The following is a 12,736-nucleotide window of genomic DNA, read 5'->3' on the forward strand; positions in this document are numbered from 1 at the left end:
AATGTACAAGCGAAAATATTTTTTTTAACTGTTTATTTGCTTCATATTTGGGTAACATTTAAGTATATTAATAATAAATAACTTGAAAGGAGCTGACTGCATGAAACTATCAATCTATGCGAAGAACATGCAACTTACAGATGCGTTAAAGGAGGCTGCAATTAAAAAAATCAAGAGGTTGGATAAATTCTTCCAGCAAGATATTGAAGCTAAAATAGTATTAAGCATCGAAAAGAAACTACACAAAGTTGAGGTAACTATTCCTTTCAATGGCAGAATAGTACGTGTGGAGGAATCCTCCGATGACATGTACAATGCCGTAGACGAAGCAGTGGAATCATTAGAAAGACAAATAAGAAAACATAAGACTAAGCTGCAAAATAAGAAGCATTCCAACGAATCAATAAAATTTGAAAATATAGAACCGCTTGATATAGAAGATGACCAGGAGTTCAAGGTAGTAAAAACAAAAAGATTTGCAATAAAACCAATGGGTATTGAAGAAGCAATATTGCAAATGGATCTTTTAAAACATAATTTCTTTGTATTCTTAAACGGCGATTCAGAAGAAGTAAATGTTGTTTATAAAAGAAAAGATGGTAATTACGGTTTGATAGAGCCGGAATTATAATGACTGAAGAATCTCTTATTGAACATATAATTTTTCCTCTTAATTAAGCAGATGACCCAAATCTCTGATTTGGTGTCAGTCACTTATACTGTAAGTGAAAATCGGCAAAAATGCGCAATTATAAATTGCGCATTTTTACTTTAAGTAATTTTACGTTCATATTCCCCCGAATATTCCCATACCTAAGCGTGCATGCATCATTAGTTTGTCGTTCACTCATGCACTTATTATTTTTTCATTTGCAGCAAATGAATTTCCGGAATGCTTATATTATATACTACCTATTGAAGCATATTTGTCGAAACATGTAGTTTTTATTAAATTTTTATTAATATTTATACTGCATGTTATAAATCCGGTGTTGTCCACAATGGTGGATAAGCTGTTAAGTTGTTACTTAGATTTTACATTGAAATTTCAACTGCAAATTTTTTTCTATTTTATTAAAAAAACACTTGACATAAAAGGTTATTAAAATCATCAAATTATAAAGTTGTTAACAATTCTATCCACAGATGTGGATAACTTGCATAAGTTATGAACAAAGATTCTGTTTTTTAAGTTTTATTAAATAAATTTAAAAATCTTTTATTTTAATTTAAATAGTTGAACATTTTCTATCAAAGTATGGGAAAATCAAAAATATATATTTAATCATGGCTGCATAATTATGTTAAAGTAAAAAAAATGTAGAAATATGTAATTGCTTATGCTATACTCTTTCTATACATAAAAATAATCAACGGAGTACAGCATGTTATATATAACGAGAAAACATCTTAGACCTGGCATGATATTAGCAAGGGATATTACATTATATAACTTAAGTAATTTTAATACCTTGCTCCTGACTAAAGGTCAAATTCTTAATAATACATATATAAAAAGAATTGCATATCACAACATTGAAGGTGCATACGTAGAAAGTGAAGCTTTTGCGGATATAGACGTAGAACCATATATAGACGATAAGCTAACTTCAGATTCATTATCACAAATAAATGATATTTATTTTGAATTCAGAATGAGTTCAGGTAAAATAACCACAAATAACATAAAGAAGCTTTCATCTATTGTTGATGGCTTAATAACCGAATTGCTTGACAAAGATGATTTGTCGTACAATGTTGTGGATTTTAAAAACTACGACACGTATACATTTCAACACTGTTTGAATGTGGCCATATTAAGTATATCAACAGGCATTTCACTTAAGTTGTCAGAAAGGCAGCTTCACGATTTAGGTATGGCAGGTTTATTACACGATATAGGTAAAATGACTATTCCTGTTGAAATATTAAATAAACCCGGAAAGCTTACAGATGAAGAATATGAAATAATGAAAACTCATCCGATAAGTGCTGCCGAATTGTTAAAAAACTATGTCTCTAACGATATTATAAGGGCGATAGAAGGCCATCACGAGAAATTAGACGGTACCGGATATCCATATGGAAGAAAAGCTGATAATATACATTACTACAGCAAAATATTGGCCATATGCGATGTATATGACGCTTTGACCTCTGACAGATCATACAGAACAGCAGCTTTTCCCAGCGAAGTCATCGAGTATATAATGGGTTGTGGAGATACTCACTTTGACCATGAAATATTATCACATTTTATTAAAATTATTGTAGCTTATCCTGTGGGAACATTCGTTAAATTAAGTAATGATAGGTTGGCTGTCGTTGTTAAGAATTATACAGAAAATATAATGAGACCGATTATCAGAATCATTAATCCGGATGGCACTGTCGGTGATGACATTGATCTCCTTTTCGACAATGATTATATGAACATAACCATAACAGATATGGGTTATGATTATGAAAATTGCGGCTTATCGGGAGTGTTAAAATCGATATATGAGGTAAGCGTAGGCAATTAAAAATCTTTGATACAAGCGAAAAAACAAAACAGGCGGTATACCGTCTGTTATTTTTATATCATCATTCTGAACGCAGTGGAGAATCTCTATTTTAAAACCGCAAACTCATACCCTTCTGTTTTTAAATGCTCTATAATATCAGGTAGAATTTCCGCTGAAACCTGTTTGGTGTCAGAATCGTGCATCAGAACTATTATCCTGTCCTTATTTATTATAGTGGACTTTAATCTCTCCATAAGTATTTCGGCTTTCGGATTAACATATTCCGAATCTCCTGTAAGTGCATTCCAATCCACGCTCACATATCCTAAGTCCTGCAAATCATCCATATACTGTCTCTTATAAGGCTCAAACGATCCACCCGGAAATCTGAATAACCTTGTGGAGAAATCCTCTCCAAGATTCTTTTTTATGGCATCTTCAGTCATTTTTATTTCATTAATAAAACTATCTCTGCTTTTAAGCAATGTATTTAATTCATGGGTGTATGAATGCACACCAATAGAATGTCCTCTGTCTCTTACTTCCTTTAACATATATCCGTTCTTTTCACACATATTGCCTAAAACAAAGAAGGTTGCATAAATATTGTATCTTTTCAAAGTTTCTAAGACGAGTGGAGTTACATTATGAGAGGGACCGTCATCGAAGGTCAGAAATGCTATCTTTCCTTCAAGGGAACTGATATCTTCAACATTAATACTTAATATTTCTTTTTCGTCTATATCTTCAACTTTTAAATCATCAGCTATCAAGATTTCATTCGCAGCACCATTATCCCTTAGCCTTTTTAATTCATTGCTAAAAGAAATTGATTGGTTATTACTATTTGTATTGCTTAAATAAACAGGTTTTTGAAGTATAATTTCAGAACCGTCGCTTGCTATGGCAATATCTTTGATAAATAATGAGCCAATAACTAAAGATAACATCATAACAAACATAGTTAAAACAGTTTTTCCGCGTCTCGTAAGCTTATAACTATGCACTGTACCACCTTCACAATATTATTTTTCAGGTTCAATAAACTGTAATATATTATTTATCTTTTCTATCTCATATTTAACGGTGAAATCCTGCTCGGTATGTAATTTCTTCATGTTATCTATAGCAGTTTTATAATTATTAATTTTTTCGTTAAGCCTTTTTATTTCCTTTTCAAAATCAGAAACAACTTCATTTGACTCTTTAGTAAATGCCTCCGAAAAATCGTTAAGGCATCTTAATTTATCGTTTCCATCCCTCAGTAAACTCTCGACCTTCACATTGGATGAAGCAATGATATTTAATATCGATTGTCTTTTCACGTCCGTCGGCAAATAATCAGGCAGTGCCTTTTGGAAGCTTTCAACTATTGCTAAGGAATTTATTCCTTCTGTTAAAATATCAAAATTCCTGTAAATTTCATCAATTTTAAGCAGCTTCTTTCTCTTAACAACGGATATCGGATCACTGTCGTCACCGCCGATAACAATCGTTTCAGCTTCTGTTTCAGCCTTTTTAACATCATCTTGTATTTTATTCTTTATTACTTCTGTAAATTGTGGTTTTTCAATTTCTGTCTTGGCAATTTGTTCTTCTGCTATGTCTTCATTCGAATTGTTTACTTGACTCTCATTTTCGACTTTTTCAATAAGTCCTAACTTTTCTAGTATATTTTTTCTCTCCATTACAGCAGCCACTCCCCTGTTTAATAAAAATTACATTATATCAATTTATGATACCATCTTATTACGAAAAAGTCAATAAATACGATTTCTTGTCGAAAATTTTTAGCATCCTTTGTCATCCCGGGTGAAAATTTCCATGTATCGTACCTTGTGTCATTCCGGGTGCCATCGAGAAATCCCACTCTAATTTTTTAAACAATATATGGCAAAACATTCTTATTTATGCTAAAATTATTAATAAACCTTATTAGGAGTCGACTATGTTATTTATAACATCAAAAAATCTAAAGTCCAACATGGTATTAGCTATGGATTTAACCTTATATAATAAATATAATTTTAAGACACTCCTTTTAAAGGGAGGTCAACCCCTTAGTATTTCAATAATAAATAAAATCAGGTCTAATAATATTTCGGGTGTATATATTAAAAATGAAGAACTGAACAATAATTTATATAATAAAATTGATGATGAATTAGAAGGGGAGCTTTTAACAAGAATAAAAGATATATTTTATAAGTATAAGCTGAATAATATTATAGATAAAAAATTAATCTGGGATATAGAAGATTTAGCAGATAACCTGATTAAAGAATCCATAGTTAACAAGACGTTGTATTACAACACTCTTAATTTTAACAGCTACGACGACTATTATTTCCAGCATTGTCTGAACACATGCATTTTAAGTATCTCATTGGGAGATTCCTTGGGCATAAAAGGTCGTGCGCTGCAGGAACTGGCCATTGCAGCCTTGCTGCATGATATTGCCATGCTAACTTTCCCGGAAGAAATTATTTGTAAAAAAGATAAGCTAAGCAAAAAAGAAATTCAAGTCATAAATCATCACCCCGTCAAGGCTGTAAAAGAATTTAAATCATTCGTTTCAAATGATATTTTAAGAGGAATATTAAACCATCATGAGCATGTTGACGGCACAGGATATCCTTATGGGTTAACGGGAAGCAAAATACATTTATTCGGAAAAATCATTGCGGTTTGTGACTCTTATCAGGCATTAACCACTGATTTTCATTACAGAAAGGCAAAAAGTAAGGCACAGGCATATAAATATATAGCAGATAATATTGACACAAAATTTGACTCTGAAATAGCAGAAGTATTTTTACAAAACATTATAATATATCCTGTCAGCGGATACGTAAAGCTAAACATCAATAAAACAGCCATAGTATGCGAAAACAATGCGGGAATTCCGCTCCGACCTATAGTCAAAATAATTAATACAGATGGAACATTAAGCGATGAAATAAATTTAATATACGAAGATAACAAAGATATTGAAATTATAGATACGGGGCATACACACGAATATATCGTAAGCTCCTGCCTTTGCGGCGAAAAAACAAGATATGACGGCAAAGTATTTATCGATGAAAAAATAAAAAAATTAGTTGACGATAACAAGGCAATCATGGTCTGCCCTGAGATTATGGGAGGCATGTCGATACCACGACTTCCATGCGAAATACAAAACGGTAAAGTTATCAATATTGCTTCAGATAACAAAACCAATTATTTTGTTGACGGAGCAATAGAAACACTAAAAATAGCCAACAAATACGGCATAAAAAAAGCCATATTAAAAGAAAAAAGCCCTTCCTGCGGAAGCAGCTGCATTTACGACGGTTCATTCACCAAGAAGCTCATCCCCGGCGAAGGCATAACTACAAGATTGTTGCGATTAAATAATATAGAAGTTATAAGCGATGAAGAATTTAGAATTATATAAAATTCCGAGGATAATTTAATCCTCGGAATTCATTTTATGTAGATTATTTTCCCGCTAAAGCATTATTAACTGCTTCTATTATAGCGTTGCTTGTAACAGTAGCTCCTGCTACTACATCAACCTTTGTTGAATCAGCTTCAACTATCAGACCAGGTAATTTATCGATTGCTTCAGAACCGATACCCGGAGTTTCGCCTTCGCCTACCGCTTCAACAGCTGTTATATCGTCACCGTTAACAGTCACAGTAACTTTAACTTCTCCGCCAAATCCTTCAGCAGTACCAGTCAATGTTTTAGCTTCTCCGCCTGCAGCCGGTTCACCCTTAGAGCATGCCGCAAAGCTGAATAACACCAACACTAAAACTAATAATAAAGATAATTTTTTCATTTCTACCTCCTTATACATACTTGTACCATAAAATTATACCACAATTTCTCAAAAAAGGAAGTATAGTTATTTTATTAACGAGTGACATTAAAAATCACAAGCCGCATCATATCTCATTATAACGTTTGTCCCCGTGACCGTCGTCCGTAGACTTCTCAATTCTTTCAGCTCATCTTAAATATCTTGTATTCTTACCTTTACCGATTTGTTTAATCAATCCTCGGTCTGTAAGTTTTTTGACAACTCGTCCAGCCATAGTCTGAGAGGAATTCAATGTTTCTTGAACATCTTTTCTTGTAATCTCATATTTTTCATTTAATAGTTCCATTACAACCTTTTCATTTTTTGATAAAAAAATCTTTTCGTCAGTTTCATTTTTATTAGGTAGTGTAATTTTAAAAGCATTGTCCGATACTTCAATTTTAGGTTGAATTGGAAAATCCTTATAGCTTCTAAATATTTTAGGAATTCCTGTACCATATGCTTCAATTAAAGTTAATCTATAAAAAATATTGGCTAAATTTTCATTGCGTGAAACAGAAACACCAAGCATAATGTCATTGAGCGAAATTCCTTTTGCCAATCCACCGACAGATAAAAGCTCAATACGATCATCAAAGATACTTATCAAGGTACTTGCACTATAAGAATAATCTCTGTGTACAAGCGAATTCAGTAAAGATTCTCTCAAAGCATCTTCAGGATAATCCTTCTTGTCTATACGGTGAAGACCTGAAAACTCCGAACGTGTACGATTGTACCTGCTGATATAATCATAAGCCTCCTTAAGCTGTAATAAGAGTGAACCGCTAAATTCCTGTCTGTCTTTAAATACAGCTTTATCCGTCCCTTCAAAAACTGCAGCTTTAATAGTATGCACACATTGATCAGAAAGAATATGAGCAAGATTAGTATAAATACCATCCTCATTTATTAATTTTAGAGTCCTATATTGCCAGATACCAAAAGGAACCTTTCTAATATTAAATTCTATACTTGCCGTTTCAAAAGTTAAATCTTGATTAATTGAACGCATATTTTCATAGCTATCCCCAATTTTATTAATTAACCTGTCAATATCTCTCTCCGTCATATCAATCCTCGTGCTAAATATATATCTCATCATCGTTTCAAAATATTCTATCCCTGTCTGCTTGTCATCTAATTCAGCTAAATATTCCGCCGATCTCACAATAGTCCTATAAAATTCTTCAATATCCTTTGTAAAGATATCTCTAAATATGGTCAATATTATCCTGAGCTGTGCTTCTCCCTTTATTTCCTCATCTGAATATTTTGATATATTGTACAGCAAATATTCATAATCCGGAATATATTTTTTTATATCCTCCGATAACAAATCATACCCTGTTATCATTTCTCCAAGTCTGAGCTTTGAGCTCCATTTTTCTTTTCCATGATATATTAATATGGGTATAATAACAGGAAGTTCATTTCTCTCTTCCTTTTTTATTTTTTCTTCCCAAATTTTTATCATGTATTTAAGCAATTGAAAAACCGCATCCTTGCTCGGATAACTTTTATGCTCAAATAAAAAGTAAATATATCCTTCTTCGGAGTTTATCTCCGATTTAAATAAGATATCCGAAAAACCTTCTTCTAATTCTGCATTTACAAAGCTGTCCTTTTGAAGCTCCAAGGTATCAACATTCATTACATCCCTTATTTCCTGCGGAAGATAGTTATTTATAAAATCTTTTGCAACAACTGTTTTACCAAAGGTCTCTTTAAAAAATTTATCATGAGGGTTTTGTATTTTCATATTATTCTACTTATGAGTTGCAAACTCATAAGTAGAATAAAGTAATACTTCAATGAAATTATTCAGTTAAAACATATTCGTTATTTTCTTTACCTGAACCGTTCTTGATGATTATACCCTCATTTATCATTTCCCGGATAATTGTATATGCCCTTGTCTGCTTGACGGACAAAAGTTCTTGTACAATTTCGTTTGTGATAAATGGATGGTGCCGGAGATATTCCACTATAATCTTATGCTGTGCTTTCTGCCGACGTTTGGATGTAAGTGGACGTACATAGTTCATATTTGGCAAAGTCAACATGAAAGCACCATGTGTCGTTTCAATTTCCGGCTTTATATCAAAATTCTCATAATACTGCATAATTCGTCTCAGTCCTGTCCCGTATGACTCAATATGCTTCAATCGATAAAATACATTGGCCAATTTTTCATTACGAGGCTGTGAAATACCTAAAAACAGATCCTCTGCCCTTAACCCGGGCATTAAGCCTCCGAGAGAAACAAACTCCATACGGTCATCGTACAGATTAACAATGATACTACCGGAAAAGGCATAGTCCCGATGGATAATCGAATTGAGCATGGCTTCACGAACAACTTCTTCAGGATAATCATACTGCTCAATGCGGTCAAGCCCTGAAAAGGTAGCAGCAAGATTGTTAGACAGGCTTAGAAAATCAAACGCATAACGCATTTGTCGCAGAACAGAACCGTCTATCTCTTTGCGTGTCTTAAACTCTCCCTTTTTTGTGCCATTAAATATTGCAAACTTAACAGTATGAGCACATTGGTCAGATAACAACAGCCCCAAATTTGTGTATAATTCATCCGTACCGATAATTCCGAGCGTACGCATTTGGTTCTCACCAAACTCTACACCACACCGAGAAAATTCTTCTGCTGCTGCACTAAATGTAAGCTCCTGCGACAAGGAACGGGCGGCTTCAAACTTGTCACCATCGGTCAATTTAATCATTTCGCGGATTTGATCAAAGCTTGCAGGTACACTAGACGCACCCTGCCTCACATAAACCCCGGAGGGTTTTAATCCTTTTTCCGGCAAGAAGTAAGGTTTATGTGTTCCTTCCTGTACCGTAATGACAATGCCATTCGCATTTACCTCATATCCCACAAACATAGTTACATCCGGCAAAATACTGTCGCGTATGCTGTTTGTAATTTGTGTCAGAGTCCTGTCTATATCAGTCAAAGGATAAGGATTCCCATCATCATCCCATCCTACATATATCACACCCCCATCTGAATTTGCAAAAGCCATCACCTCTTTTTTAATATCAGATGTGTATTCTCGTTTATATTCGATATTATTATTTTCATGCATTATTTCACCTTCATTTCATATTTTCACTATTATATCACTATATATCACCTTTTTCAAGTGAAATAATGATATTGGCTAATGCAAAAACTTTATTGAATAAATATTGATAAAGTCTTTTACCGATTTACATAGGATCATGGTCGTTTTTATGCGCATGGTTTTATAGTCCATTTTAAGGTCCGTCCCCACAATGCTACCATTTTTATTTATAATAAAAAAGGACAATTGAGTTTATTATTTGCCCAATTGCCCAAAAACTTTTATCCAATATACTTTTTTATATCATCTATGCTTTTATATTCAAAAATTCCCTCAATTATCAACTCTAAAATTGAATTATCCAATTCAGATATTTTTGATGTAACCTCTTTGGGCAAAATACCAAATTTTTTAGTAAGTAATTTTATCGCAGTTTTTACAAGAGCATTTGATGTGCCTTTTTCCATGCCTTTTTCCATGCCTTTTTCCATGCCTTTTTCCATGCCTTTTTCCATGCCCTTTTTAATGCCTTTTTCTATTCCTTTTTCTTCAAATCTTTCTGCTAATGTCATCACTACTTCACTCCCTTCCGGATAATTATCTCCAATTTTATTAATTAACCTGTCAATATCTCTCTCCGTCATATCAATCCTCGTGCTAAATATATATCTCATCATCGTTTCAAAATATTCTATCCCTGTCTGCTTGTCATCTAATTCAGCTAAATATTCCGCCGATCTCACAATAGTCCTATAAAATTCTTCAATATCCTTTGTAAAGATATCTCTAAATATGGTCAATATTATCCTGAGCTGTGCTTCTCCCTTTATTTCCTCATCTGAATATTTTGATATATTGTACAGCAAATATTCATAATCCGGAATATATTTTTTTATATCCTCCGATAACAAATCATACCCTGTTATCATTTCTCCAAGTCTGAGCTTTGAGCTCCATTTTTCTTTTCCATGATATATTAATATGGGTATAATAACAGGAAGTTCATCTTTCTCTTCCTTTTTTATTTTTGCTTCCCAAATTTTTATCATGTATTTAAGCAATTGAAAAACCGCATCCTTGCTCGGATAACTTTTATGCTCAAATAAGAAGTAAATATATCCTTCTTCGGAGTTTATCTCCGATTTAAATAAAATATCCGAAAAACCTTCTTCTAATTCTGCATTTACAAAGCTGTCCTTTTGAAGCTCCAAGGTATCAACATTCATTACATCCCTTATTTCTTGCGGCAGATAATTATTTATAAAGTCTTTTGCAACAACTGTTTTACCAAAGGTCTCTTTAAAAAATTTATCATGTGGATTTTGTATTTTCACACCATTGCTCCCCGCTTTGTATTTATGACATAATAATATAACAATAAATATAAATTTTCAAGTGTTTAATTTTTATTACTACCAATTATAAATTCCATTACAAAAATAAATTTTTGTTATTAACAAGTTGCTTATATTGTAATAAATGATATAATAAAACAACGAAACTTGTAAAATTTGGCATAATAAAATGTCGGTGAGGTGTCATATGCCCAGAAAAGCAAGAATAAAAAGTAATACCGGAATATATCATATTATGCTGAGAGGAATAGACAAAAGAAATATTTTTTTAGAAAATGAGGATAAATTAAAATTTATTAATGATATCAAAAAAGCAAAAGAAAAAGGCAACTTTAATGTCTTTGGATATTGCTTGATGGATAATCACGTACACCTGTTGTTACAAGAAAGCGAAGAAATTGGAACGAGTATTAAGCGCATAACCGTTGCTTATGCCGGATGGCATAATAAAAAATATGACAGGATTGGTCACCTGCTACAAAACAGATATTTAAGTGAACCCGTAAATTCAGAACAATATTTGCTTACTGTTTTAAGATATATTCATCAAAACCCTGTAAAAGCAAATATTGTTGTCAATGCAAGAGAATATAAATGGAGCAGTTTCGGAGAATACTATTTATTTTATAATGAACAAAAAACCCTTATAGACGGAGATTTAATTCAAAGCTATTTTAAAACATTTGACGAATTCAATGCTTATACAAATGAATCTAATGATGATAAATGCCTCGATATAAAAAATGCAAAATACAGTGATAAAAAAATGACTGATATGATAATAAATCTTTATAAAATATCAAATTTACCGATCTTGAGTATGGATAAAAAAAGACAAATTATCCAAGAGGTTTATAAAAAAGAAAATACAAGTATCCGACAATTAGCAAGAATTTTCGGCATAAGCAAAACTGTTGTTGATAACGTCATCAAAATGGACAAATGAAACGTCCCTGTGTCCTTCGACAATGAAACGTCCCTGTGTCCTTCTGCAAACTAATTGGAATGTGTTCCCAAAATTTGCCCTGTTTTTAAAACCTCTGCGACAAATCCGCTATCATCTCGTGATGAATCCAAAAGAACCGGCTCTATATCTGCACTTATATTTCGACGAAGACGATATAGCTGCTTATATATTTCAAGATAGTCACCTGTAAAGTCATTTAATATCACTGCAATATCAATATCACTATCAACCTTTGCAGTGCCTTTCGCATAAGAACCAAAAAGAACAACTGCCTGAGGATTTAACATCTTTACAACTTCCAAAGCATATCGCTCTGCCAGCTTTACAACTGTTTCTTTATCCAACATAGTAAGTCCTCCGTTTCTTCTAAAATAGCTTTACATCTGTCCTGTGTTAACGTTGCTGCCAATTTATCTTTTTGCTCCGGGTATCGAGCTGCAACATTCAAAGGATCAAGAGTATCTAATAAATCCTTTTGACTTTCATTCATAAGTTCGTAAATATCTGCAAGCTGTGCTAATTTCATTAGTCCATGTGTTTTGGGGGGTAAAACATCATTTTTAGAAATTACGGCTTTTAGTGCTTTTTCTATGGTTTGGTGACACATAAAGCCAACGTAAAGATATCGGCTTGTTTGCAGCATTGCTTTTGCCGTTTCAATATCATATTCAGCTAAATCCATCCAATATTGTATCTTACTGTTCATTTATAATACCTTCTCATTTTTTTATAGCTATATAAATTATAACCTAGAGTATAATTTATATTAATTTGCTTGTAATTGTAGCATATCATATTACTAAATAAAGGTCAATAATCGCTTAATTTCCAAAAAAGACAAATGAAACGTCCCCGTGTCCTTACGTCCCCGTGTCCTTACCCGTGTCCTTATTCGTTTGAAGTTCATCAACACTCATCCCATCAATGCCTCCGGCACCTTTGTTTGCTTTAACTCTCTTAAATGCTTTAT

Annotated in this window: 12 protein-coding genes; 4 read left to right on the plus strand and 8 right to left on the minus strand. The window is 32.8% G+C overall.

Annotated elements, in window-relative coordinates; all coding sequences use genetic code 11:
- Positions 1 to 100 precede the first annotated feature (100 nt).
- A complete protein-coding gene (hpf, locus tag HZF24_RS10880) occupies positions 101 to 631 on the plus strand; it encodes a ribosome hibernation-promoting factor, HPF/YfiA family (protein ID WP_179238342.1) in 531 nt (176 codons plus the stop codon).
- Between the two features lie 754 nt (positions 632 to 1,385).
- Positions 1,386 to 2,525, plus strand: a complete 1,140-nt coding sequence (locus HZF24_RS10885) for an HD-GYP domain-containing protein (RefSeq protein ID WP_179238343.1) — start codon at positions 1,386 to 1,388, stop codon at positions 2,523 to 2,525.
- A gap of 86 nt (positions 2,526 to 2,611) precedes the next feature.
- Here the strand turns inward: HZF24_RS10885 and HZF24_RS10890 are convergent, their stop codons facing one another.
- Complete coding sequence (locus tag HZF24_RS10890) at positions 2,612 to 3,514, minus strand: polysaccharide deacetylase family protein (protein WP_179238344.1); 903 nt, start codon at positions 3,512 to 3,514, stop codon at positions 2,612 to 2,614.
- Between the two features lie 18 nt (positions 3,515 to 3,532).
- The gene (locus HZF24_RS10895; protein ID WP_179238345.1) at positions 3,533 to 4,195 is read right to left on the minus strand and encodes a hypothetical protein; all 663 of its coding nucleotides are present in this window, start codon (positions 4,193 to 4,195) and stop codon (positions 3,533 to 3,535) included.
- 260 nt (positions 4,196 to 4,455) lie between these two features.
- On the opposite strand from HZF24_RS10895, the gene HZF24_RS10900 reads away from it, so the two are divergent.
- Complete coding sequence (locus HZF24_RS10900) at positions 4,456 to 5,949, plus strand: 2-thiouracil desulfurase family protein (RefSeq protein ID WP_179238346.1); 1,494 nt, start codon at positions 4,456 to 4,458, stop codon at positions 5,947 to 5,949.
- A gap of 43 nt (positions 5,950 to 5,992) precedes the next feature.
- Here HZF24_RS10900 and HZF24_RS10905 read toward each other — a convergent pair whose 3' ends face one another.
- From HZF24_RS10905 to HZF24_RS10920, 4 genes are all read right to left on the minus strand, one after another.
- The gene (locus HZF24_RS10905) at positions 5,993 to 6,337 is read right to left on the minus strand and encodes an FMN-binding protein (RefSeq protein ID WP_246346073.1); all 345 of its coding nucleotides are present in this window, start codon (positions 6,335 to 6,337) and stop codon (positions 5,993 to 5,995) included.
- Between the two features lie 169 nt (positions 6,338 to 6,506).
- A complete protein-coding gene (locus HZF24_RS10910; protein ID WP_179238348.1) occupies positions 6,507 to 8,120 on the minus strand; it encodes an Rpn family recombination-promoting nuclease/putative transposase in 1,614 nt (537 codons plus the stop codon).
- Positions 8,121 to 8,178: 58 nt separating this feature from the next.
- Entirely contained in the window at positions 8,179 to 9,465 is a 1,287-nt protein-coding gene (locus HZF24_RS10915; RefSeq protein ID WP_218835292.1) for an ATP-binding protein, read from the minus strand.
- Positions 9,466 to 9,725: 260 nt separating this feature from the next.
- Entirely contained in the window at positions 9,726 to 10,778 is a 1,053-nt protein-coding gene (locus HZF24_RS10920) for an Rpn family recombination-promoting nuclease/putative transposase (RefSeq protein ID WP_179238349.1), read from the minus strand.
- A 208-nt stretch (positions 10,779 to 10,986) separates the two neighbouring features.
- Between HZF24_RS10920 and HZF24_RS10925 the strand changes: the two genes are divergently transcribed.
- Positions 10,987 to 11,745 (plus strand): transposase, encoded by a 759-nt coding sequence (locus HZF24_RS10925; protein WP_179238350.1) that lies wholly within the window; start codon positions 10,987 to 10,989, stop codon positions 11,743 to 11,745.
- A 50-nt stretch (positions 11,746 to 11,795) separates the two neighbouring features.
- On the opposite strand, the gene HZF24_RS10930 is transcribed toward HZF24_RS10925, so the two are convergent.
- Entirely contained in the window at positions 11,796 to 12,113 is a 318-nt protein-coding gene (locus tag HZF24_RS10930; RefSeq protein WP_179238351.1) for a nucleotidyltransferase domain-containing protein, read from the minus strand.
- Positions 12,089 to 12,472 (minus strand): HEPN domain-containing protein, encoded by a 384-nt coding sequence (locus HZF24_RS10935; RefSeq protein WP_179238352.1) that lies wholly within the window; start codon positions 12,470 to 12,472, stop codon positions 12,089 to 12,091. The genes HZF24_RS10930 and HZF24_RS10935 overlap by 25 nt, the downstream gene beginning before the upstream one ends.
- Positions 12,473 to 12,736 lie beyond the last annotated feature (264 nt).

This window comes from Sedimentibacter hydroxybenzoicus DSM 7310, assembly GCF_013403245.1.
Taxonomy (GTDB): Bacteria; Bacillota; Clostridia; order Tissierellales; family Sedimentibacteraceae; genus Sedimentibacter; species Sedimentibacter hydroxybenzoicus.

Excerpts from the sequence above, each read along its gene's own strand:
- hpf (WP_179238342.1), top strand. The coding sequence starts at position 101 with ATGAAACTATCAATCTATGCGAAGAACATGCAACTTACAGATGCGTTA.
- HZF24_RS10885 (WP_179238343.1), top strand. The coding sequence starts at position 1,386 with ATGTTATATATAACGAGAAAACATCTTAGACCTGGCATGATATTAGCA.
- HZF24_RS10895 (WP_179238345.1), bottom strand. The coding sequence starts at position 4,195 with ATGGAGAGAAAAAATATACTAGAAAAGTTAGGACTTATTGAAAAAGTC.
- HZF24_RS10900 (WP_179238346.1), top strand. The coding sequence starts at position 4,456 with ATGTTATTTATAACATCAAAAAATCTAAAGTCCAACATGGTATTAGCT.
- HZF24_RS10905 (WP_246346073.1), bottom strand. The coding sequence starts at position 6,337 with ATGAAAAAATTATCTTTATTATTAGTTTTAGTGTTGGTGTTATTCAGC.
- HZF24_RS10910 (WP_179238348.1), bottom strand. The coding sequence starts at position 8,120 with ATGAAAATACAAAACCCTCATGATAAATTTTTTAAAGAGACCTTTGGT.
- HZF24_RS10915 (WP_218835292.1), bottom strand. The coding sequence starts at position 9,465 with ATGCATGAAAATAATAATATCGAATATAAACGAGAATACACATCTGAT.
- HZF24_RS10925 (WP_179238350.1), top strand. The coding sequence starts at position 10,987 with ATGCCCAGAAAAGCAAGAATAAAAAGTAATACCGGAATATATCATATT.
- HZF24_RS10930 (WP_179238351.1), bottom strand. The coding sequence starts at position 12,113 with ATGTTGGATAAAGAAACAGTTGTAAAGCTGGCAGAGCGATATGCTTTG.
- HZF24_RS10935 (WP_179238352.1), bottom strand. The coding sequence starts at position 12,472 with ATGAACAGTAAGATACAATATTGGATGGATTTAGCTGAATATGATATT.